General features: G+C 48.5%; 21 protein-coding genes. 11 read left to right on the top strand and 10 right to left on the bottom strand.

Annotation, left to right across the window (positions count from 1 at the left end):
• Window positions 1-53 precede the first annotated feature (53 nt).
• From Q4A73_RS01915 to Q4A73_RS01880, 8 genes are read left to right on the top strand one after another with little or no spacing between them, the layout of a single operon-like run.
• Window positions 54-2258: an NADP-dependent isocitrate dehydrogenase gene (locus Q4A73_RS01915; protein WP_303205748.1), complete on the top strand. Its 2205-nt coding sequence runs from the start codon at window positions 54-56 to the stop codon at window positions 2256-2258.
• Entirely contained in the window at window positions 2255-3157 is a 903-nt protein-coding gene (locus Q4A73_RS01910) for a malate dehydrogenase (protein WP_303205747.1), read from the top strand. The genes Q4A73_RS01915 and Q4A73_RS01910 overlap by 4 nt, the downstream gene beginning before the upstream one ends.
• Window positions 3157-4320: an ADP-forming succinate--CoA ligase subunit beta gene (sucC, locus tag Q4A73_RS01905; protein WP_303205746.1), complete on the top strand. Its 1164-nt coding sequence runs from the start codon at window positions 3157-3159 to the stop codon at window positions 4318-4320. The genes Q4A73_RS01910 and sucC overlap by 1 nt, the downstream gene beginning before the upstream one ends.
• Window positions 4321-4329: 9 nt before the next feature.
• Window positions 4330-5205: a succinate--CoA ligase subunit alpha gene (sucD, locus tag Q4A73_RS01900; RefSeq protein WP_303205745.1), complete on the top strand. Its 876-nt coding sequence runs from the start codon at window positions 4330-4332 to the stop codon at window positions 5203-5205.
• A complete protein-coding gene (locus Q4A73_RS01895; protein ID WP_303205744.1) occupies window positions 5205-5516 on the top strand; it encodes a 4Fe-4S dicluster domain-containing protein in 312 nt (103 codons plus the stop codon). Before sucD ends, Q4A73_RS01895 begins: the two co-directional genes overlap by 1 nt.
• Before the next feature lie 9 nt (window positions 5517-5525).
• Window positions 5526-6650 (top strand): 2-oxoglutarate synthase subunit alpha, encoded by a 1125-nt coding sequence (locus Q4A73_RS01890; RefSeq protein WP_303205743.1) that lies wholly within the window; start codon window positions 5526-5528, stop codon window positions 6648-6650.
• Window positions 6650-7495 (top strand): 2-oxoglutarate ferredoxin oxidoreductase subunit beta, encoded by an 846-nt coding sequence (locus Q4A73_RS01885; RefSeq protein ID WP_303205742.1) that lies wholly within the window; start codon window positions 6650-6652, stop codon window positions 7493-7495. The genes Q4A73_RS01890 and Q4A73_RS01885 overlap by 1 nt, the downstream gene beginning before the upstream one ends.
• The gene (locus Q4A73_RS01880) at window positions 7492-8049 is read left to right on the top strand and encodes a 2-oxoacid:acceptor oxidoreductase family protein (protein WP_303205741.1); all 558 of its coding nucleotides are present in this window, start codon (window positions 7492-7494) and stop codon (window positions 8047-8049) included. Before Q4A73_RS01885 ends, Q4A73_RS01880 begins: the two co-directional genes overlap by 4 nt.
• Before the next feature lie 21 nt (window positions 8050-8070).
• Here Q4A73_RS01880 and Q4A73_RS01875 read toward each other — a convergent pair whose 3' ends face one another.
• Genes Q4A73_RS01875 through gmhB form a run of 5 tightly spaced genes read right to left on the bottom strand, consistent with a single transcriptional unit; the run spans window position 8071 to window position 12431 of the window.
• Window positions 8071-8844: a sulfite exporter TauE/SafE family protein gene (locus Q4A73_RS01875; protein WP_303205740.1), complete on the bottom strand. Its 774-nt coding sequence runs from the start codon at window positions 8842-8844 to the stop codon at window positions 8071-8073.
• A 4-nt stretch (window positions 8845-8848) separates the two neighbouring features.
• On the bottom strand, window positions 8849-9622 hold the full coding sequence (locus Q4A73_RS01870; RefSeq protein WP_303205739.1) for a glycosyltransferase family 25 protein: 774 nt from the start codon (window positions 9620-9622) through the stop codon (window positions 8849-8851).
• Window positions 9603-11006: a D-glycero-beta-D-manno-heptose-7-phosphate kinase gene (gene rfaE1, locus Q4A73_RS01865; RefSeq protein ID WP_303205738.1), complete on the bottom strand. Its 1404-nt coding sequence runs from the start codon at window positions 11004-11006 to the stop codon at window positions 9603-9605. Before rfaE1 ends, Q4A73_RS01870 begins: the two co-directional genes overlap by 20 nt.
• A complete protein-coding gene (locus Q4A73_RS01860) occupies window positions 10999-11925 on the bottom strand; it encodes an NAD-dependent epimerase/dehydratase family protein (RefSeq protein WP_303205737.1) in 927 nt (308 codons plus the stop codon). Before Q4A73_RS01860 ends, rfaE1 begins: the two co-directional genes overlap by 8 nt.
• Window positions 11922-12431 (bottom strand): D-glycero-beta-D-manno-heptose 1,7-bisphosphate 7-phosphatase, encoded by a 510-nt coding sequence (gene gmhB, locus Q4A73_RS01855; protein ID WP_303205736.1) that lies wholly within the window; start codon window positions 12429-12431, stop codon window positions 11922-11924. The genes Q4A73_RS01860 and gmhB overlap by 4 nt, the downstream gene beginning before the upstream one ends.
• A gap of 96 nt (window positions 12432-12527) precedes the next feature.
• Between gmhB and Q4A73_RS01850 the strand changes: the two genes are divergently transcribed.
• A complete protein-coding gene (locus tag Q4A73_RS01850; RefSeq protein ID WP_303205735.1) occupies window positions 12528-12827 on the top strand; it encodes a c-type cytochrome in 300 nt (99 codons plus the stop codon).
• Here the strand turns inward: Q4A73_RS01850 and ccoS are convergent.
• The gene (gene ccoS / locus Q4A73_RS01845; protein ID WP_303205734.1) at window positions 12822-13034 is read right to left on the bottom strand and encodes a cbb3-type cytochrome oxidase assembly protein CcoS; all 213 of its coding nucleotides are present in this window, start codon (window positions 13032-13034) and stop codon (window positions 12822-12824) included. The two genes, Q4A73_RS01850 and ccoS, sit on opposite strands and share 6 nt — an antisense overlap.
• Window positions 13031-15388: a heavy metal translocating P-type ATPase gene (locus Q4A73_RS01840; protein WP_303205733.1), complete on the bottom strand. Its 2358-nt coding sequence runs from the start codon at window positions 15386-15388 to the stop codon at window positions 13031-13033. The genes ccoS and Q4A73_RS01840 overlap by 4 nt, the downstream gene beginning before the upstream one ends.
• Before the next feature lie 108 nt (window positions 15389-15496).
• On the opposite strand from Q4A73_RS01840, the gene rho reads away from it, so the two are divergent.
• Window positions 15497-16792, top strand: coding sequence for a transcription termination factor Rho (gene rho, locus Q4A73_RS01835; protein ID WP_303205732.1), 1296 nt, complete (start codon window positions 15497-15499; stop codon window positions 16790-16792).
• Between the two features lie 123 nt (window positions 16793-16915).
• Window positions 16916-18427 (top strand): DNA polymerase III subunit gamma/tau, encoded by a 1512-nt coding sequence (locus Q4A73_RS01830; RefSeq protein ID WP_303205731.1) that lies wholly within the window; start codon window positions 16916-16918, stop codon window positions 18425-18427.
• Window positions 18428-18447: 20 nt separating this feature from the next.
• Here the strand turns inward: Q4A73_RS01830 and oppF are convergent, their stop codons facing one another.
• Genes oppF through oppC form a run of 3 tightly spaced genes read right to left on the bottom strand, consistent with a single transcriptional unit; the run spans window position 18448 to window position 21382 of the window.
• Window positions 18448-19431 carry a murein tripeptide/oligopeptide ABC transporter ATP binding protein OppF gene (oppF, locus tag Q4A73_RS01825; RefSeq protein WP_303205730.1) on the bottom strand — a complete coding sequence of 328 codons (984 nt, stop codon included), beginning with the start codon at window positions 19429-19431 and terminating at the stop codon, window positions 18448-18450.
• Window positions 19431-20402, bottom strand: coding sequence for an oligopeptide/dipeptide ABC transporter ATP-binding protein (locus Q4A73_RS01820; RefSeq protein WP_303205729.1), 972 nt, complete (start codon window positions 20400-20402; stop codon window positions 19431-19433). The genes oppF and Q4A73_RS01820 overlap by 1 nt, the downstream gene beginning before the upstream one ends.
• Entirely contained in the window at window positions 20402-21382 is a 981-nt protein-coding gene (gene oppC, locus Q4A73_RS01815; RefSeq protein ID WP_303205728.1) for an oligopeptide ABC transporter permease OppC, read from the bottom strand. The genes Q4A73_RS01820 and oppC overlap by 1 nt, the downstream gene beginning before the upstream one ends.
• Between the last annotated feature and the right edge of the window lie 7 nt (window positions 21383-21389).

Below are 21389 nucleotides of genomic sequence, written 5' to 3'. Positions count from 1 at the left end.
TTCTATTATACTTTCAAGCGTTGACGATGAAATATAAATTTTAAGGAAAAAAGATGCACATCACTTACACCCTCACCGATGAATCTCCCGCACTTGCGACCTACTCCTTTCTTCCCATTGTCAGAGCCTTTTTGAGCCGAGCGCATATAAGGGTTGAAAGCTCCGATATTTCTTTATCGGGACGGATTATCGCTGAGTTCAGCGAGGGTTTGAGGGAGGAGCAAAGGTGCGAAAACGCTCTAGCGAATTTGGGCAAGCTTGTAGAAAAAGCGGATGCCAATCTCATCAAAACGCCCAACATTTCCGCCTCCATCCCCCAGCTCAAAGCGGCGATTAAGGAGCTACAAGAAAAGGGCTATGTGTTACCAAATTACCCAGACGAGCCGAAAAATGAAGAGGAAATTCAAGTCAAATCCCGCTATCAAAAAATTCTGGGCTCAGCCGTCAATCCTGTCCTGCGTCAGGGCAATTCAGACCGCCGCTCCACAAGGGCTGTGAAGGACTATGCGCGTAGCAATCCTTACAAATTCGCAGAATTCAGTCCCGCTTCCAAAAGCCTGATTTCCTACATGAAGGGGGGGGATTTTTTCTCCAATGAAAAGGCAGTTTTGATCGAGGATGAAACGATGGCACACATAGAATTTGAAAGCGAAGGCGGCGAGGTGGAAATCCTAAAAGATAAAATCAAGCTTGAAAAGAACGAAATTTTAGACGCTAGCTTTATGGATGTGCAAAAATTGCAAGAATTTTACGCCGACCAAATCGAGCTTTGCAAAAAAGAGGGTCTGCTTTTGTCCCTGCACCTTAAGGCGACCATGATGAAGGTGAGCGATCCGATCATTTTCGGCTATGCGGTTAAGGTTTATTTTAGGGAGCTTTTTGAGGAATTTAAAGAGGAATTTGAAAGGCTAGGCATCAATGCTAACAACGGAATTTCTGAGCTTTTAAGCAAGATAGAAAATTCCACAAAAAAAGCAGAAATCCTCAAAAAATACCAAAGCATTTTAGAAAATTCCGCCGAGCTTTCCATGGTGAATTCGGACAAAGGCATCACCAACCTCCACGTGCCAAGCGATGTCATAGTCGATGCCTCCATGCCCGCCATGCTAAAAAACGCCGCCAAGCTTTGGGACAAAAAGGGCGCAGAGCGCGACACCAACGCCCTCATCCCTGATAAGACCTACGCGACCATTTATGAGGCGGTTTTGGAGGACCTGCATCAAAACGGCACGCTCGATCCCGCGCGACTGGGCAGCGTCTCCAATGTCGGCTTGATGGCCAAAAAAGCCCAAGAATACGGCTCTCACGACAAGACCTTCATCGCGAAATCTAAGGGTAAATTTAGAGTGGTGGCTGCGGGGAAAATTTTGCTCGAGCACAGCGTGAATCGCGGCGACATTTACAGGGTCAATGAGGCCAAATTTGACGCGGCGATAAACTGGATCCATTTGGGCATAGAAAGGGCGGATTTGAGCGGCTCGGAGGCGATTTTTTGGCTCGATGAAAACAGGGCGAGCGATAGACTTATGATAAATTTGGTGCGAAAAACACTGAAAGAAAAGGGCAAAAACATAGCCATTCTAGCTCCCAAAGACGCCTGCCTCAAAAGCCTAGCACTCATTCGCGCGGGCAGGGATGTCATCTCCATCACGGGCAATGTTTTGCGCGATTATTTGACCGATTTGTTCCCCATTTTAGAGCTTGGCACGAGTGCGAAAATGCTCTCCATCGTGCCGATGCTAAAGGGCGGGGCGATGTTTGAGACGGGAGCTGGGGGCTCAGCGCCCAAGCAGGTCGAGCAGCTTGTCGAGGAGAATCATCTGCGCTGGGATAGCTTGGGGGAATTCTTAGCCCTGCAGGCAAGCTTAGAATTTTACGCCAACAAACGCAGCTCAAACAAGGCTAGGGTTTTAGCCGACTGCCTCGATGAGGCCATAGCACAGTGGCTTGAGGAAAATAAGGCCCCCTCGCGCAAAGTCGGCGAGGACGACAACCGCACGAGCCATTTTTACCTAGCCCTATACTGGGCAAATCACCTCGCAAGGCAGGCAAGCGATGTAGAGCTGCAGAGCTTTTTCAAAGACATCGCGCTAGAACTTAGCTCCCATGAAGAAAAAATCAGAGCCGAATTTAACGGCGCTCAAGGCGTGAGGGTGGATTTGGGCGGCTATTATAAATTTGACGACGAAAAGGCGGATAAAATCATGCGTCCGAGCGCTAGTTTCAACGCCATCATTGAAAAGATAGGCAAGCGATGAAAATCACCATTATCGGCGCTGGCAATGTCGGCTCGAGTCTGGCTTACGCTTTGATTTTGCGGGAATTTGCTCGAGAGCTCGTTTTGATAGACATCGATGAGAATTTGCTTTTGGCGCGTGAGCTTGAGCTCTCCCAAAGCATCGCGGCCCTAAATTTAGACATCAAACTCAGCTGCACGAGGGACTATGAGCTTAGCAAAAATTCCGCCGTGGTTGTTTTTGCGGCGGGTTTTGCGCGAAAGGATGGACAAAGCAGGGACGAGCTTTTGGGGCTTAATGCTAAAATTTTACTGGATTGTGCTGGGAAGATTAAGGCATTCAACGATAACCCCCTTTTCATCGTGCTGACCAACCCTGTGGATTTTTTGCTCAACGCCCTTTATGAAAGCGGAATTTTTGGCGCGAAAAACATTGTCGCCATGGCTGGAGTGCTGGATAATGCGCGCTTTAAATACGAGCTGGCTAAAAAGTTTGGGGTGGGGATGTGCGGCATCGATACGCGGCTCATAGGCTTTCACAATGATGATATGGTTTTGCTAAAATCCCACACTCGCGTGAAGAATCAAAGCTTGGATGAAATTTTGAATGAAGAGGATTTTGAAGAGGTGGAAAACGAGGTCAAAACGGGCGGCGCGAAGGTGATCAAGCATCTTAAAACCTCGGCCTTTCTGGCGCCAGCGAGTGCCTGTGTGCGTATGCTTGAAGCGATGCGGAGTGGGGAATTTTTACCGATGAGCGTGATCTTGCACGGGGAATTTGGAGTGCGAGGCAGGGCGCTTGGGGTGATGGCGCGGCTTGGTTTGGAGGGGGTGGTGGAGATTTTGCCTCTAAATTTGAGCGCTCAAGAGCAAGAAAAACTAGAAAGATCTTTCATCAAATATCAATACAAGGAGAGTTAATGAACATACACGAATATCAGGCGAAAGCTATTTTTGCGGAAAATGGAGTGCCGACCTTGCGTGGTAAGGTGGCCTTTAGCGTGGAGGAAGCGGTGGCAAATGCTAAGGAGCTTGGCGGCTCTGTGTGGGCGGTGAAGGCGCAAATTCACGCTGGCGGGCGGGGTCTTGGCGGGGGTGTGAAGATCGCCAAAAATTTGGACGAAGTAAAAAGCTACGCCGCGCAAATTTTGGGCATGACCCTAGTCACGCATCAAACAGGCCCTGAGGGCAAGCTCGTGCAAAAGCTCTACATTGAGGGCGGGGCTAACATCGTCAAGGAGTATTATTTGGCGATTTTATTCAACAGAATGGCCGAGCAAATCACCATCATCGCCTCGAGCGAGGGCGGCATGGACATCGAAAAAGTCGCTAAGGAAAGCCCGGAAAAAATCGCCAAGGTCGGCATCGATGCGCAGATTGGCTTTAAGCTTTTTCACGGGCTTGAAGTGGCGAAGGTTTTGGGGCTGGATAAGGACGAGAGCAAAAAACTCATCGCGATGATAGAAAAACTTTACAAGCTTTATATGCAAAAAGATATGAACATGCTTGAAATCAACCCTCTCATTAAAACGGCCGAGGGTGAATTTTACGCCCTGGATGCGAAGTGTAGCTTTGATGATAGCGCGCTTTATCGTCATGAAGACATCGCCGCGCTTAGGGACGAGAGCGAGGAAAATCCTGCCGAGCGCGAGGCGGGAGAATTTGGACTGAGCTATGTCAAGCTTGATGGCGATGTGGCCTGCATGGTGAATGGGGCGGGACTTGCGATGGCGACGATGGACATTATCAACTACAGCGGCGCAAAGCCTGCGAATTTCTTGGATGTGGGCGGGGGTGCATCGCCACAAACCGTGGCGAAGGCTTTTGAAATCATCCTGCGGGATAAAAATGTCCGCGTGATCTTCATCAACATTTTCGGCGGCATCGTGCGCTGTGATAGGATCGCGAATGGAATTTTGGAGGCGACCAAAAATGTCGAGGTGAATGTCCCCATCGTGGTGCGACTGGACGGCACGAATGCGACTGAGGCGAAGGAAATTTTGGAGAATTCAAAACTCAAAAACATCAAGGCAGCGACCAGCCTCAAAGAGGGCGCGGCCTTGGTGAAAAGCTTGGTAGGATAAGGACAAAAAATGAGCATTTTAGTGGATAAAAATACGAAGGTTATCGTTCAGGGTTTTACGGGCAAGGAGGCGACCTTTCACGCCGAGCAGTGTATGGCTTATGGGACGCAGATTGTGGGGGGCGTAACGCCTTTTAAAGGGGGGCAGGAGCATTTGGGCAGGCCTGTTTTCAACACAGTCAGCGAGGCGGTTAGCGCCACTGGGGCGCAGGTGAGCCTCATTTTCGTCCCTGCTTTTGCCGTGGGCGATAGCGTGATAGAGGCCGCCGATGCGGGGATAAAGCTCGCCGTTGTGATCACCGAGCATACGCCCGTGAAGGACATGATGTTTGCCAAGCAATACGCCAGCAAAAAGGGGATGAAGATCATAGGCCCCAACTGCCCTGGCATCATCACCTCAGAGGAGTGTAAGCTGGGCATCATGCCGGGCTTTATTTTCAAAAAGGGCTGCGTGGGTTTGATTTCAAAATCGGGCACCCTAACCTACGAAGCGGCCAATCAAGTCGTGCAAAGTGGGTATGGAATTTCCACCGCTGTGGGCATAGGAGGCGATCCCATCATAGGGCTTGCTTATAAAGAATTGCTCAGTGAATTCCAACAAGACGATGAAACGAAAGCCATCGTGATGATAGGCGAAATCGGCGGGAGCTTGGAGGTGGAGGCGGCTAAATTCATCAAAGAAAACATCACCAAGCCTGTGGTGGCCTTCATCGCGGGAGCGACCGCACCTAAGGGCAAGAGAATGGGACATGCCGGGGCCATCGTGGGAAGTAGCGATGAGAGTGCGGCGGCGAAGAAGGAAGCTTTGAGGAGTTATGGGATTTTTGTTGTGGATTCTCCGGCCTTAATCGGCGAAGAAATTCAAAAAATACTAAAGGATAAATGATGAGTTTGGTGGCTCCAAAGAATACGCCCGTTTGGGTGGATGAGAGCAGGTGCAAGGCGTGCAATATCTGTGTGAGCTACTGCCCTGCTGGGGTTTTGGCGATGCGCGATGATGTCCATGCTGTTTTGGGACAGATGATAGAGGTTGTCCATCCCGCATCCTGTATAGGCTGCACGGATTGCGAGACGCATTGTCCCGACTTTGCAATCATGGTGGCAAAAAGGAATGAATTTAAATTCGCAAAACTCACCCCAGAGGCGAAAGAAAGAGCTGCTGCGGTGAAAAATAACCGATACAGAAAATTGGCTTAGGATGGGGAAATGAGAGAAGTTATAGCAACGGGAAATGTTTTAATCGCAAGGGCTGCGATCGAGTGCGGGTGTAAATTTTTTGGAGGCTATCCCATCACCCCGAGCTCTGAAATCGCTCACGAATTGAGCCATATGCTCCCCGCAAATGATGGCACTTTCATCCAGATGGAAGATGAAATTTCGGGCGTGAGTGTCGCCATCGGCGCGGCGATGAGCGGGGTCAAGGCCATGACGGCAAGCTCAGGCCCTGGCATCTCGCTGAAAGCCGAGCAAATCGGACTGGCCTTCATCGCTGAAATTCCACTAGTCATCGTCAATGTCATGCGCGGCGGCCCCTCGACGGGGCTTCCTACCCGTGTGGCGCAAGGGGATTTACTCCAGGCCAAGGCGCCCACGCATGGGGATTTTGCTAGCATCGCCATCGCGCCGGCCTCTTTGGAGGAGTCCTACACGGAGACGATTAGGGCCTTTAATTTGGCGGAGAAATTTATGACACCGGTGTTTTTGCTGATGGATGAGACCGTGGGGCATATGAACGGCAGGGCACTTTTGCCAGACCTAGAGGATGTGGAGATCATTAACCGTAAGAAATTTAGCGGCGATAAAAAGGACTACAAGCCTTACGCGGCTGGGGAAAATGAGGCCGCGACCCTGAATCCTTTCTTCGAGGGCTATCGCTATCACATCACGGGGCTTCATCACGGGGATATAGGCTTTCCCACTGAGGACGGGGCTCTTGTGAAAAAAAATATAGAACGCCTTATCGGTAAGGTGAAAAATAATAGCGATGAAATTTGCACCTACGAAGAGTATCAAATGGACGATGCAGAATTTTTGATCATCGCTTATGGAAGCGTGAGCCGCTCGGCGAAGGAGGCCATCCATCGCTTGAGGGAGCAGGGCATTAAGGCTGGGCTTTTCCGACCCATCACGCTTTATCCAGTGGCGGAGAAAAAAATCGCCCAAGTGGTGGCTAAATTTAAAAAGGTCTTGGTGAGTGAGCTTAATATGGGGCAGTATTTGGAGGAGATTGAGCGGGTGAGTTCGCGGCGTGATTTTATCAGTCTGCACCGTGCGAATGGGCGCCCCATCACGCCGAGTGAGATTATGGCCAAAGTAAAGGAGAATTTGTAATGGCGTTTGATTATGATGAGTATTTGAGGGCGGATAAACTACCGACTCAGTGGTGCTGGGGCTGTGGTGATGGGGTCGTGCTAAAGTGCATCATTAGGGCGATTCAAAAGTTGGGCTGGAGTATGGATGATGTTTGTTTGGTTTCGGGCATTGGGTGCAGTGGGAGGATGAGCTCTTATGTCAATTGCAATACCGTGCATACCACGCACGGCAGGGCTATCGCCTACGCTACGGGCATCAAGCTCGCTAACCCAACCAAGCATGTCATCGTCGTAAGCGGTGATGGCGATACTTTAGCCATCGGGGGTAATCATACCATCCACGGCTGCCGTAGGAATATTGATTTGACGCACATTGTGATTAATAATTTCATCTACGGGTTGACAAATTCTCAGACCTCCCCCACAACACCCAAGGGCTTTTACACTGTCACGGCACAATTTGGCAATATTGATCCCAATTTTGACGCCTGTGAGCTTACCCGTGCGGCGGGGGCCTCTTTTGTCGCTCGGGGCAATATCATCGAGGCGGTTAAGCTTGAGAATTTGATTTACAAGGCTTTGGCGCATAGGGGCTATAGTTTTGTGGATGTGTTTTCAAATTGTCATATCAATCTGGGGCGAAAAAACAAAATGGGCGAGGCTGTGGCGATGCTGGAGTGGATTAAAAATCTCGTGGTGGATAAGTCCAAATTTGAGGCCTTGAGTGCTGAGGAGCGCAGGGGAAAATTCCCAACCGGTGTGCTTTATGAGGATGATACGCAGCCTGAGTACTGCCACGCGTATGAGGAGGTGCGCCGCGCGGCGAAAGAAAAAAGAATGGTGGATTTGGGGGCGCTAAAATGAGGTATCAGTTGAGATTTGGTGGTGAGGGCGGACAGGGCGTCATCACGGCGGGTGAAATTTTGGCCGAAGCAGCGATTAAAGAGGGTCGCCAAGCCTTCAAAGCCTCCACTTACACCTCGCAAGTACGTGGGGGACCTACGAAGGTGGATATCATCATTGATGAGGATGAAATTTTATTTCCCTACGCGACGGAGGGGGAGATTGACTTCATGCTTTCAACGGCAGATAAAGGCTACAAAGGCTTTCGCGGCGGTGTGAAGGGAGGGGGGATCATAGTCATCGAGCCTAATTTGGTGCATCCGGAGAGTGAGGATTATCAAAAATGGCAAATTTTTGAAATCCCCATCATCACAATCGCTAAGGACGAGGTGGGAAATGTCGCCACGCAATCGGTGGTGGCGTTGGCTATCGCTGCCTTTATGAGTAAGTGCATTGATTTGGAGCTTTTAAAAGAAACGATGCTGCACATGGTGCCGCCTAAAACTCGCGAGGCAAACGCGAAGGCCTTTGACCTAGGCGTGAAGTATGCTAAAGAGACAAGGGCTACAACTTAGCAGGATGTTGAATCCTGCGTTTTATAATATTTTTTTTAATAAAGAAAAGCTGGTTGTAAGGATGGATAAAGCATAAATAGAGAGTAAAAATTTGAGATGCGATTTGATGTTTATTTTATTAAGAAATTGAATACCCATCAATACACCTATCATTGATGATATACCTATCAAGATGCCTTTTTTCAAAATTTCAAAATTAAGGATATCAAAATAAAAAAATGATATTGTGCCCGATAAAGAAGCAAAAAGAACAAATAATAGGGAGCTTGATGCAATTTTTTTACTATCATAACCCAAGAAATAAGCAAGAATGGGACCTATTAAAAATCCTCCTCCAATGCCTAAAGAAATTGCAAAAATGCCTACAAAAATTCCGACAAAAAGTAAAATTATGTTTTTTGCAAACAATATTTTTTTAGCAACGAGTATTTTTGGTCGTATATTGAAAGCATATTGTGTGAAAAAAATTATACTCACACACAAAAAAATACAAATTAATTCTAAATCTGAAATATAGTTTAAAATTATAGCACTAAAACCTGCTCCCAAGAATCCACCTAAACCTATAAAAACACCATCTTTTAAATCGATTTTTTTATTTTTATAGTGTATAAAAGTCCCAAAGGATGAAGAAAAAACCATTTGAATAACAGAAAGAACGACTGCATCATGCGGGTTCACTCCCAAAATAAACATGGATGGCATAATAATAATGCCGCCTCCTATACCAAAAAGCCCCGATGCTACACCTGAAAATATTCCTAGAAAAATGTAAAAAAAAGCATCATTTGCCATATAGCTATCCTAATGTTTCTTTTATTTGTAATTTTATTCGTACACAAACTACCCAAACAAATTTCTTCCCCTGAAAATAAATCCGCAAAATTTCCCGCATAAACTTCCTATAGCCCCTGATCCTCTCCCCTCTTTGAGCGATGAGGCTGGTTTGATTTTCACAGCTTAGCAAGAGGGGCCTAAAAATCACATTCAAAACCTTATTTTGATGGCTCATATCCATGGCATTATCCACGGCTCTTAGCCAAAATTTTGACGCCTTGATGAATTTTTTCGCCGCAGAGGGTCTTAAAAAATAGCCCTGAGTGCCATTCACATCGCCAAAAGTCAAAATAAAATTCTCATCCAAAGCATAGCTTTTTCTCTCAAAAATATAAAACAAACGCACGTATTCATAGGGCGAAGCGATGATTTTTTCCAGCATTTGCGCCCCTTGCGCCAAAAAAGCCGGGCTAAATTCCACATCATCCTCAAAGACAAAAACGCACTCATCAGCCCGCACACATTCACTCCAAAGCCTGAAATGACTGGCATAGCAGCCCTTTTCGCCCTCGCTCAAAGCCATCCCCAAAAAACGCAGCCACTTGGGAAAATGCGCCGCATACGCCTCATGCTCCCCCGCACTCGCATCCACCCCCCTGAAAAAGCTAAATTCAAGCCTCTCCTCAAGGGCGGGCTGAGCGGCGAAAAGCTTTGAAATTTGCGCTTGCATCGCCTCTTTTCTGTCTTTTGAGCGCTCCAAATTGATGATGAAGGCCCTAAGGCGTTTTGTCCGCATCCTCTGCCCTCAGCTTTTCTAAAGTCCCGCTCGTGCTAAAACCCTCCTCAAAGTCCAAAAGCCGCACCTCTCCAGCCCACTCGCTCCCCACGACCTCCCTGCCCTCATAATCGCCCCCCTTCACCAAAACATCAGGTCTTAGCGCCTTGATGAGCTCCAGGGGCGTATCCTCCTCAAACAGCACGACAAAATCCACAAAATAAAAGGCCCCCAGCATGCAGGCCCTGGCAAATTCGCCATTCACGGGGCGATTTTCCCCCTTCAAGCGCCGCACACTCGCATCAGAATTCAGCCCCACGATTAAAATATCCCCCAAATTTTTAGCCTTTTGCAGGTAGGAAATATGCCCAAAATGCACCACATCAAAGCAGCCGTTGGTGAAAACCACCCTCTTAGCTCCCCTATTTTCCATCAGTTTGACGAGGGCCTGTTGGCTTTTGATCTTTTTTTCAAACGCGCTTTGAGCGAAATTTGCGATCTCCTCCAAGCTCACCGCCACACTTCCGATCCGACTCACCACCACGGCCGCGGCGGCGTTGGCAAATTCGCAGGCTTTCAGGATGCTGACCCCGCAGGCCAGACAAAAGGCAAGGCTTGCGATGACGCTATCCCCAGCACCCGTTACATCATAAACCTCCAAAGCGCGTGCGGGCACCACGCTCAAGGCCCCATCATACACCGCGATGCCATCTTCTGAAAGCGTGATGAGGGCATGGGTGAGGTCATAATTTTTTTGAAGCGCGCGGAGGGCTTTTTCTAAATTTTCTCCCTTCAAATCGGGCATCTTCAAGGCCTCCAAAGCCTCCTTTTTATTGGGCGTTAGCAGGGTCGCGCCCCTGTATTTTGCATAATCGCTCCCCTTGGGATCGATGAGTATGGGAAGCCCCAAATCCCGCGCCTTTTTGACCAGCTCCCGGCAAATTCTAGGCGTCAAAACCCCCTTGGCATAATCACTCAAAACCACCGCCTCAAAGTCCCCCACCACCGCTTCAAATTCTTGCAAAAGCTCATCCTCTAGGGCGATGTCCTCACAGCTTTCATCATCCAGTCTCAAAACCTGCTGAGAATGCGAGATGATGCGGCTTTTGGAGGAGGTTTTGCGCCCCTTTTGCGTGAGAATTTTGCCGCGTAAATTGGCCATCAAAAACTCCCCCGCCTCATCATCGCCCACCACGCTCAAAACAAAAACCTCAGCCCCCAAGGCACTCAAATTCGCGCAGACATTGGCCCCGCCGCCAAGCCTCCAGTCCTCTTTCGTCGTCTTTGCCACCAAAACGGGCGCCTCGGGGCTCACCCTCTCGCACTCACACCAAAGATAAATATCGGCGATCAAATCCCCCACGACCAGAATTTTAGGATGCTTTGAAGCAAGAAATTCAAGCATGGCCTTCCTTTTCAAAAATTCTTTTTATCTCGGGCAAATACGCCCTGATGCCGCTTTCTAAATCAAAACTCGGCTTGAAATTCAGGCCCTCATCCAAAGCGGCCTGAGTGTGGAACTGATAGGCCTTTTGGAAAGGATTTGCAAAATACTCACAAGGCAGGGCCGTGCCAAGCTCTCTTTGCACAATATCGGCGACATTTTGAAAGCTCCAAGCCTTGCCAAAGCCTATATTATAAACTCCGATTTTTGCGCTCAAGGCGGCCAATTCGCACCCATCGCGATAAATTTCATCACTGCCCTCAAAAAGACGCGGACGCTTCGCGCTTAAAATTTGCAAGGCAAGCTGCAAAACCATCGAGGCACTTTTGCCTTTGAAAAATTCATGCCGCCCATAAACATTAAAATAACGAAGCCCTACGATGTGAGCCTTTGCGTAGAATTTTTGCGCCATTTTGTCCATCATCAGTTTGGAGAAGGCGTAGGGGTTTTTGGGCGAGATCGCCCCCACCCTCTGCGGACTGGGACTATCCCCATACACCGAAGCAGAGCTAGCGTAAATGAGCCTGGATCCTAGCCTCAAACTCAGCCCGATAAGCTCCCTGAAGCCGTTGAGATTGGCCCTTAAAATTTCGGCCTGATCGGTGGCGGTGGTATCAGAAATCGCCGCTTGATGGAAGATGACTTCGGGCTTGAAATGGCGAATTTTCCGCAGGCTCCTTCCCGAGCCAATATCGCCCACAAAAAGCTCCCCCTCGTAATTGATAAGATTTTTAAAATGCCCCAAAAACTTGAAATTTCCATTTTCAAAACGCTCCTCGCCTCGCATCCTATCCACCATCAAAATTTCATGCCCTTTTTGCAGGGCAAGGGCTAAATTTGAGCCGATAAAACCCGCCCAGCCCGTGATGAGAATTCTCATTGTTCTTCCTTTTTGATAAAACTTAAAAGTTTTTTCAGGTCCGAAAAATTCTCAAAATACTCCCCCCTCGCGGTGCCGATGAGAAAAAGTCTCCCCACCCCCGCTGCAAGCCCGGCCTGCATGTCGCTGAGCTTATCCCCGATGAAAAGCGAATGCTTCAAATCCAAATCAAAATCCCTCCGCGCGGCCAAAAGCATCCCGGGCTGGGGTTTGCGGCAGGGACAACCCTCCAAATGAGGGCAGTGGTAAATGCGGGTGATCTTGAGGCTCCTTTTGGCAAATTCCTCCCGCATGAAGGCGCTCAAGCGCTCAAAATCCTCCTCAGTGTAGTAGCCGCGGGCGATGCCGGATTGATTGGTGATGACGAAGAGCTCGTAATCCTTTTTTGCGAAAAACGCGCAAAGCTCAAAAATGCCCTCGCAAAATTCAAAATCAGAAATTTTATGGACATATTTTTTATCGACATTGATCACCCCATCGCGGTCCAAAAATAAAGCCTTTTTCATGGGGGAGGATTATAGTCAAAATTTGAACGCGTAAATTAAATACTTGTTAAATATTTATGGGTAAAATCTTGGCATTTCATTCAAAAGGAGAAGTCCATGAAAAAAATTGTCGCTGCTTTAGTTCTAGGCTGTATGGGGGTTTGTGCTTACGCTGCTGATGGCGCGACCCTCTTTAAAAAATGCGCAGTCTGCCACGGAGCGAAGGCGGATAAGGTTTATCTCAACAAGATCCCGCCCCTTAAAAACCTTTCCAGTGCTGAGAGGATGCAGTATATGAAGGAGTACTCGGAGGGCAAGAGAAACGCCTACGGTCAGGGCGCCATCATGAAGATCAATCTCAAGGGCCTGACTGAGGAGGATTTCAAGGCCATCGAAGCCTACATTCAAAGCCTATGATTGCGGTTTTTGAGCCTTTTTCAGGGCTCTTTTTTTGCGATTTTCCAGCTCCACCGCCTCCCTCAAAGCCTCTTCGTCATCGTTGAGGGTTGTGAATTTATAATCATCGTCAAACTGCTTATTTTTAATCCCCCACAGCAAAATCCCAAGCAAAGTGAAAAACACCAGCAAAGAAATCCCTATCATCATCATCAAAACCCAGCTCATCGTCTGATCCTCAGCGCGTTTAAAATCACGACCATACTGCTAAAGGACATCGACAAGGCCGCGATGAGAGGATTGATGAGCCCCCAAAAAGCAAGGGGAATGGTCAGGGCGTTATAGCCCAGCGAAAAGGCTAAATTTTGCTTGATGATTGTGAGCGTGTTTTTAGAAAGCTCCAGAGCGGTTTTGAGGGAGGACAGATCGTTTTTCATCAGCACGAGATCGCTATTTTCAAGCGCCAAATCACTCCCCTCCCTCAGCGTGATCGCCACCGCCGCCCATTTTAGCGCTAGGGCATCATTGACCCCATCCCCCACAAACAAAACCCTATGCCCCGCCTGAGTGAGTTTTTGAATTGCTTGCATCTTACCCTGCGGACAAAGCGCGGCCCTAAAACGTGAAATCCCGAGCTCGTGGGCGATTTTGGCCACCGCTTTTTCGTTATCACCGCTTAAAATCATCACCGCCTTTTTCTGCGCCACAAGATAGCGCACAAGCTCCCCGGCCCCCTCACGCAAAACGCTCTCAAGGCTGAAAAAAGCCAGAATTTCTCCATTTTTCGCAAGGATAAAATGCGTCCCCAAAAATTCCCTCCCCACGCTCACACCCTGCTCCTGCAAAAATTTCTCACTCCCCCCCACGAAAACATCCCCCTCCAAGCTCGCACGAATCCCCCTCGCGCTGATATTTTGCACCCCCTCAAACAAAACCCCCTCCTCACGCGCGCCTCTTTTTTGCAAAAATTCCGCCACGCTTACGGCCACTGGATGCTTGGAAAGGCTCACAAAGGCAAAAAGCGTGTTCAAATTCACGCCCTCGCGAAGATAAAAATCGCAAATTTCAAGTCTAGCCTTGGTCAAAATCCCCGTTTTGTCAAAGACGACAAAATCGCATTTGTTTAAATTTTCAATCACCCCGCAATCCTTAAAAAGTATGTGCGCCCTTAGGGCCCTGCCCAGGGCGATGAGATTGCTGACCGGTGTGGCGAGGGCGAGGGCACAGGGGCAGGCGATGATGAGGAGGGAGAGGGCGTTGATGAGTGCGAATTCCACGCCCTCTCCTCGGTAAAAAAACCAAAACGCAAAGCACAAGAACGCAAGGGCTAAAACCACGGGGGAAAAATAGGCGCTGACCTCACTCACTAAGGCTGAAAGCTGCGTTTTTTTCGTGCTGGCAAGCTCCAAAAGCCTGATGATTTGCGCGAGTTTTGAGTCCGCGTAGGGCTTGGTGGCCTGATACTCCACCCTGCCATCTAGCACCAAGCAAGCAGAATCGATCGCATCCCCCGCCCTCACAAGTCTGGGCACCGACTCGCCGTTTAGGGAGGCGCTATCCACGCTGGCCTCGCCCCTAAGACAAAGCCCATCGATGAGAATTTTATCCCCCGCTCTTAGCAAGATCACATCGCCGGGGCGGATTTTTGAGACCTCGCAGGGGCGAAATTCCCCCCCGCTCAAGGCCCAAACCTCCCTTTGCAAAAAATCATTCAAGCCATCCAGAGTGTCTAGAGCCTGCTTCTTGCTAAAAAGCTCCAAATAGCGCCCCACAAAAACGAAGCAAATGATCATCGCCACCGAGTCAAAATACACCTCCCCCGCCCTGGAAAACATCGCCCACACAGAATAGCCGTAGGCAAGGCTGGCCCCGCTGATGATGAGGGCGTCCATGTTTAAAGCTCTATTTTTCAAGGATCTCAGGGCGCTTTTGTAAAAGTGTGAGCCCGTGTAAAAAAGCACGGGGCTAGCGAGGATGAATTCAGCGAAATTTAAAATATCCTTCGCGTCCCTTTGCATCGTGTCAAAAAAGCCAGCATACTTTGCCACAGCGACCCACATGACATTCATCACGCAAGCGATGGCGACGATCATTTTGGCGTAAAATTCACGCTTTAGACGCTCCGCTTTTTGAGAGGCTTGGTGCGGATTGAAGGCGCTGGCCCGATAGCCTATGCTCTCAATGAGGCTTAAAATTTGCTTCAAATTGATCAGATCCTCATCAAAAACAATGCGCGCCTTATGGCTGAGATGATTGAGCTCAAGCTCCAAAATCCCCTCTTGGCGGATGAGAATTTTTTCATTCAGCCACACGCAGGCCGCACACTCGATGCCGTGGATGAGGAGATAAATTTCGCTAAGGCCCTCCTTGGTGCGCGTGATGAAGTCCTCATAATTTTTCCTCTCCTTAGAGGGCAAAACGGGCTGTAAGCTTTGCGTGCCAAGCCTTTGGTAAAATTCCTCCAAGCCCTCAGCGTGCAAAATTTCCCACACGCCCACACAGCCCCTGCAGCAAAAAAATTTACCCCCCACCTCCATCATCGTCTCTTTTTTAAAGTCCAGTCTGCAGTGCTCGCATCTCATTTTTGCTCTTTTTGAAACGTTTGCATCCATTATAAATAAATTTGACAAAAAATATTTTTTTTAATTAAAATCCTGCCCTAAAACTGCCAAATCTTACCAGAGGACTTCATGGAAAAAGAAAAAAAATACCAACGAACGCACATTCCCGTCGAGGGATATAAAATTGAAGATTTAAAAATTTTAAGTTTGGAAAATTTAATCAAAATCGCCAACGAATACGAAATAGAAAATCCCAGAGAGCTTCGCCGTCAAGAGTTGATTTTTGAAATTTTAAGGACCCAGACCAAAAAGGGCGGGTTTATATTATTCACAGGGATTTTAGAGTTATCCAGCGAGGGCTATGGCTTTTTAAGAGGCGTGGATGCCATCCTGAGCGACAGTGTCCATGATGCCTATGTCTCCAACTCACAAATCCGCAAATTTGCCCTGCGCGTGGGCGATATCGTTACCGGGCAGGTTCGAGAGCCCAAGGATCAGGAAAAATACTACGCCCTTTTGAAGATCGAGGCGATCAACTACATGCCGCTGAAGGAGGCGCGTGAGCGACCGCTTTTTGACAACCTCACGCCCATTTTCCCCACAGAAAAAATTCAACTAGAATACGAAAGCATGAAGCTCACGGGTAGGGTTTTGGACCTTTTCACTCCCATAGGAAAGGGGCAAAGAGGCCTCATAGTCGCCCCGCCGCGCACAGGAAAAACGGAGCTGATGAAAGAGCTAGCCGCCGCCATCGCTAAAAACCACCCCGATATGCAGCTCATCGTGCTTTTGGTGGATGAGAGGCCTGAGGAGGTTACGGATATGCAGCGCTGTGTGAAGGGGGAGGTTTTCAGCTCGACCTTTGATCTGCCAGCCTACAATCATGTGCGCGTGGCCGAGCTTGTCGTGGAAAAGGCCAAGAGGATGGTTGAGATGGGTAAGGATGTGATCATTTTGCTCGATAGTATCACGCGCCTTGCGAGGGCTTACAACACCGCCACACCAAGCTCGGGTAAGGTTTTGAGCGGGGGCGTGGATGCCAATGCCCTGCACAAGCCCAAGCGCTTTTTTGGCGCCGCGCGAAACATAGAAAACGGGGGCTCGCTAACCATCATCGCCACCGCCCTCATCGACACGGGCTCACGGATGGATGATGTGATTTTTGAGGAATTCAAAGGCACGGGAAATAGCGAAATCGTGCTGGATAGAAGCATCTCCGATCGCCGCATTTACCCGGCTATCAACATCATCAAATCAGGCACGAGAAAGGAGGAGCTCCTCCAAGGCGTGGCGACCCTGCAAAAAATCTGGGCGATCCGCTCTGCCATCTCGCAAATGGACGATGTGGAAGCCTTGAAATTTCTCTATTCTAAGATGCTTAAAACGAAAGACAATGTCGAGCTTTTGTCCATCATGAATGAATGAGCGGGGACGGTTTACATTTGGCTGACAAGCGGGGCGGCGTTTTGTCTGGGTCGTTAAAAATTTAAATTTAAAATTCAAAACCCCATCGAAGAGACGATGAGGGCGTTTAAAAAAGGAAAACAAATGCTCCAAGCCCTAGCCATCAAATACCGCCCTAAAACCTTCGACGCGCTCATAGGCCAAAAGGCCGTCTCCGTGAGCCTCAAATTCGCCCTGAGCGCAAAGCGCCTCGCTCATGCCTATCTTTTTTCGGGGCTTCGGGGCAGCGGCAAAACCTCAAGCGCTAGGATCTTCTCTCGCGCTCTGGTGTGCGATGAGGGGCCGGGTGAGAATCCTTGCGGAATTTGCAAGCAATGCCTAGCCGCCCTGGAGGGCAAACACATCGACATCATAGAAATGGACGCGGCGAGTAATAGAGGGCTTGAGGACATACAGGGCCTCATCGAGCAGACCAAATACGCCCCCGCGATGGCGCGCTTTAAAATTTTCATCATCGACGAGGTGCACATGCTCACCACTCAAGCAGCCAACGCCCTGCTAAAGACCCTAGAAGAGCCGCCAAGCTATGTCAAATTCATCCTCGCTACGACAGATCCGCTCAAGCTGCCCGCCACCGTGCTTTCACGCACGCAGCATTTTCGTTTCAAGCAAATCGGCCAAAATGAAATTCTAAAGCACTTAAAATTTATTCTGGAGCAGGAAGAAATCGCCTTTGAAGAGGACGCCCTGAAATTCATAGCGCGCAGTGGCAACGGCTCGCTAAGAGACACCCTCACCCTGCTCGATCAGGCCATTATTTTCAGTCAAAATCATATCACAACGGCGAAGATTATCGACATGCTGGGCTTTTTGGATCCGCAGAAAATCAAAGAATTTTACGCGGCGATTTTACGCAAGGACAGGGAGAGGGTTTTTGAATTTTTAGAAGAACTGCAAGATTATGAGGCTAGCGGGGTTATTGATGCCATGCTTTTTCACCTTAAGGAAAGCTTTTTTGCAAAAAGTGCGGAATTTTCAACCCTCATTTACGAGCGCTTTTTTAGGATTTTGGCACGGGCTAAGAATTTCATTTGCGATGATGATGGCTTCACGCTTTGTGTGATGGCCTTTATGATGATGGAGGCTACGCATCTTAAGGGGATCGATGCGCAAATTTTAGAACTGCAAAATCAAGACCCATCGCCCGGGGAAAATCCCGCGCCAAATCTCCCACCAAGCCCTCCGGCCAAAGGCGACAAAAACGCTTATGAAATTTTGCTTGAAAGCATCTACGATAGGGACTATGAGCTGGGTGAGTGCTTTAAGGAAAGCACGCGTTTTATAGGGTTTGAAAATAATGTCTTAAGCATCAGTTCTAGCGCCCACGGTCAAAACCGCGCTCTGCTCAACAAGGGTTTTGGGCTCATACAGGAATTGCTACGGGCGCAATTTGACGCCAGGACGCGCATCGAGGTGCGAAAAGAAATCGCCATCGATGAGGGTAAGCTTCAAAGCATCAGGCAGGATAAAGACATCAGCGCGCATTTTGAGCGCCTCAAAAAAGACGCCAAAAAGGCCAACCCAGAAGACGAAACCAAAGATGCCCTCAGGCACTGCTTCGGCGAACCGCAGGTGGAGAAAAGCGATAAAATTTAACAAAGATCGCCAACATTCAACTATTTATTTTCTACCTTCAAACAAGCGCAAAGGTGGTCCTTTGTGCCTTCAAGTTGTGGGATGATCGTGGCGCATTTTTCGTCGGCTATAGGGCAGCGGGTCCTAAAAACGCAGCCGCTTGGGGGGTTGAGCGGCGAGGGCAGATCCCCCTCCAAGAGCTGGATGGTTTTCCCTCTTTCGATTTTGGGGTTGGGAATGGGAACGGCTGACATCAGGGCCTTGGTGTAGGGGTGTTTGGTCGCATTGTAGAGCTGATGATAGTCCGCACTTTCTAGCAAATTTCCCAAATACATCACCAAGATCCTATCAGAAATATGCTTGATGATGGAAAGATCGTGCGCGATGAAGATCAAAGAAAGCTGCGTTTGCTTTTGCAAATTTTTTAGCAAATTCACCACCTGAGCCTGTATGGAGACGTCCAGAGCCGACACAGGCTCATCGCATACTATCAACTTAGGCTCTAAAATTAGGGCTCTGGCTATGCCTATCCTTTGGCACTGTCCGCCTGAAAACTCGTGCGGGTAGCGATTGATGAGATTGGGAAGGAGGCCAACCTTTTGCATCATTTGCTTGACTTTTTCTTGAATTTCTTTCGTTTTCATTTGGGGAAAGTGGATTTTCAAAGGCTCTGCGATGATGTCGCCCACACTCATGCGAGGGTTGAGGGAGGCTAGGGGGTCTTGAAAAATCATCTGGATGTCTTTTTTTGTTTGCTTTTGCTCTTGCTTGTTTTGTTGGCTAAGATCCTTGCCAAGCCAAATCATCTTGCCGTTTAAATTTTTATTAAGCCCAAGAAGGGCCTTGGCTAGGGTCGACTTTCCACAGCCCGATTCGCCGACTATGCCTAAGGTTTCGCCGCTGTAAAGCTTAAAATTTACTTGATTGAGCACCTTCATTTTGACTTTTTTTGTCAAAAAGGCGCCGGGATTTTTAACATCATAAAAGACATCTAAATTTTCAACTTCCAAAAGCAATTCTTTCATCAATATTCCTTCAAAATTGTATCCACAGGGGCAAAACAGGCCCTTTTTCTACCCGCACTCAGGTTTTCTAAAGTGGGATTTTGCGTGCAAATAGCCCTTGCAAAATAGCACCGAGGCGCGAAGGAACAGCCCTTGGGTAAATTCAAAAGATCGGGCGGATTTCCCGGGATGAGTTTTAGTTCCTTTTCATCCAAATCCAAACGCGGAATCGTCTTCATCAGGCCTAGCGTGTAGGGATGCGTCGGTCGGTAAAAAATATCCTCCACGGGTGCATATTCCATCACTCTGCCCGCATACATCACCAAAATATTATCACAGGCCCCCGCGACAAGTCCCAAGTCGTGCGTGATGAGGATGATGGCCATGCCCAAATCCTTTTGCAAATCCTTAAGCAGGGTCATAATCTGCGCCTGAACCGTTACATCTAGGGCTGTCGTGGGCTCATCGGCGATGAGGAGTTTGGGCCTGCACAAAAGAGCCATAGCGATCATCGCTCTTTGACGCATGCCCCCTGAAAGCTCGTGAGGGTAGGAGTGCATCCTCTTTTTTGACTCGGGAATTTTCACCGCATCGAGCATACGCACACACTCATCAAAGGCCGCTTGATGGCTCATTTGCTTGTGCGTGGTTAAAACCTCTATGAGTTGATTTCCCAGTTTTAGATAGGGATTGAGCGCGGTCATGGAATCCTGAAAAACGATGGAAATTTTTTCAGAACGCAGACGATTCATATCTTTGGGACTCAAATTTAAAATCTCCCTCCCCTCAAACAAAACGCTGCCCTCAGTGTGCGCATTTTTAGCCAGTAGTCTTAAGAGAGCGAAGACGGTCTGGGACTTTCCAGAGCCTGATTCTCCAACGATACCAAGGGTCTGCCCCTCATCCAAGCCAAAATCCACATCATTGACCGCCCTCACAATCCCATCGGGAGTGTTGAAGCTGACCCTTAAATTTTTAACCTCTAGTAGCATCATCTGTCTTTCGGATCTAGGGCGTCTCTTAAGCCATCGCCTATAAAATTAAAGCAAAAGAGGGTGAGCACTAAGAAAATTGTCGGGAAGGTGATCAGCCAAGGAAGCTGCTCCATAGAACTCACGCCATCATTCATCAGTGAGCCCCAAGAGCTTAAAGGCTCCTGAACTCCAAGCCCCAAAAAGCTCAAAAAGGACTCAAATAAAATCATCATCGGCACGAGCAAGGAGGCATAAACGACAACCACGCCCAGTAAATTGGGCACGATGTGCTTGAGGATGATATTTTTCGTGCTCAGTCCGCAAACCAGTGCGGCTTGGACGAATTCTTTGTTTTTCAGGCTCAGGGTCTGCCCCCTCACGATGCGCGCCATATCCAGCCAACTCACGGCCCCGATGGCGATAAAGATGAGCAGCAAACTTTGCCCAAAAAAAGTTACCAACAAAATGACGAAAAACATGAAGGGCAGGGCGGATAAAATTTCTAAAATTCTCATCATCACAATGTCGGTTTTGCCGCCGATGTAGCCTGAGGTCGCGCCGTAAATCACGCCGATGATGACGGCCATCAGTGCCCCAACTATCCCAACTAGCAGTGAAATTTGTCCCCCTGTAGCCACTCTGACGCAAAGATCTCGGCCGAGATTGTCCGTTCCAAAATAATGCCCGTTTTCAAGATTGGGGGCGGATGCTATGAGGGCAAAATCGATATCCTCATAATGATAACTGGAAAAAACTGGCCCCAAAAAAGAAAATGAAAACACCAAGGCGATCAAGAGGACGCTAGCGATGGCGGCCTTGTTGCGGATGAATCTTTGCATCGCATTTTGCCAAAGGCTGCGGCCATTGAGAGCCTTCCCGTCCTCTTGCTGCGGATAGGGGGGCTGATTTTCCCAGTGGCGCCTGAGCTCTTCGAGATTGATAGCTAGGGAATTTTCTAAATTCCTGCTCACTTCTTTGATGTTGTGATTAAAATTCATTGTGTGC

This window comes from Campylobacter sp. (assembly GCF_030528245.1).
Taxonomy (GTDB): domain Bacteria; phylum Campylobacterota; class Campylobacteria; order Campylobacterales; family Campylobacteraceae; genus Campylobacter_D.
Note: the sequence above shows the minus strand (reverse complement) of the source record. Positions and strands in the feature narration are given on the sequence as shown.

Bases quoted from the DNA above. Each gene is read 5' to 3' on its own strand.
- rfaE1 (WP_303205738.1), bottom strand. From the start codon at position 11,006: ATGCTTGAATTTCTTGCTTCAAAGCATCCTAAAATTCTGGTCGTGGGG.
- Q4A73_RS01820 (WP_303205729.1), bottom strand. From the start codon at position 20,402: ATGCTACTAGAGGTTAAAAATTTAAGGGTCAGCTTCAACACTCCCGAT.
- oppC (WP_303205728.1), bottom strand. From the start codon at position 21,382: ATGAATTTTAATCACAACATCAAAGAAGTGAGCAGGAATTTAGAAAAT.
- oppF (WP_303205730.1), bottom strand. From the start codon at position 19,431: ATGAAAGAATTGCTTTTGGAAGTTGAAAATTTAGATGTCTTTTATGAT.
- Q4A73_RS01850 (WP_303205735.1), top strand. From the start codon at position 12,528: ATGAAAAAAATTGTCGCTGCTTTAGTTCTAGGCTGTATGGGGGTTTGT.
- rho (WP_303205732.1), top strand. From the start codon at position 15,497: ATGGAAAAAGAAAAAAAATACCAACGAACGCACATTCCCGTCGAGGGA.
- Q4A73_RS01860 (WP_303205737.1), bottom strand. From the start codon at position 11,925: ATGAGAATTCTCATCACGGGCTGGGCGGGTTTTATCGGCTCAAATTTA.
- Q4A73_RS01880 (WP_303205741.1), top strand. From the start codon at position 7,492: ATGAGGTATCAGTTGAGATTTGGTGGTGAGGGCGGACAGGGCGTCATC.
- Q4A73_RS01870 (WP_303205739.1), bottom strand. From the start codon at position 9,622: ATGCGGACAAAACGCCTTAGGGCCTTCATCATCAATTTGGAGCGCTCA.
- ccoS (WP_303205734.1), bottom strand. From the start codon at position 13,034: ATGAGCTGGGTTTTGATGATGATGATAGGGATTTCTTTGCTGGTGTTT.
- Q4A73_RS01910 (WP_303205747.1), top strand. From the start codon at position 2,255: ATGAAAATCACCATTATCGGCGCTGGCAATGTCGGCTCGAGTCTGGCT.
- Q4A73_RS01915 (WP_303205748.1), top strand. From the start codon at position 54: ATGCACATCACTTACACCCTCACCGATGAATCTCCCGCACTTGCGACC.
- Q4A73_RS01830 (WP_303205731.1), top strand. From the start codon at position 16,916: ATGCTCCAAGCCCTAGCCATCAAATACCGCCCTAAAACCTTCGACGCG.
- Q4A73_RS01890 (WP_303205743.1), top strand. From the start codon at position 5,526: ATGAGAGAAGTTATAGCAACGGGAAATGTTTTAATCGCAAGGGCTGCG.
- Q4A73_RS01885 (WP_303205742.1), top strand. From the start codon at position 6,650: ATGGCGTTTGATTATGATGAGTATTTGAGGGCGGATAAACTACCGACT.
- sucD (WP_303205745.1), top strand. From the start codon at position 4,330: ATGAGCATTTTAGTGGATAAAAATACGAAGGTTATCGTTCAGGGTTTT.
- sucC (WP_303205746.1), top strand. From the start codon at position 3,157: ATGAACATACACGAATATCAGGCGAAAGCTATTTTTGCGGAAAATGGA.
- Q4A73_RS01840 (WP_303205733.1), bottom strand. From the start codon at position 15,388: ATGAGATGCGAGCACTGCAGACTGGACTTTAAAAAAGAGACGATGATG.
- gmhB (WP_303205736.1), bottom strand. From the start codon at position 12,431: ATGAAAAAGGCTTTATTTTTGGACCGCGATGGGGTGATCAATGTCGAT.
- Q4A73_RS01875 (WP_303205740.1), bottom strand. From the start codon at position 8,844: ATGGCAAATGATGCTTTTTTTTACATTTTTCTAGGAATATTTTCAGGT.
- Q4A73_RS01895 (WP_303205744.1), top strand. From the start codon at position 5,205: ATGAGTTTGGTGGCTCCAAAGAATACGCCCGTTTGGGTGGATGAGAGC.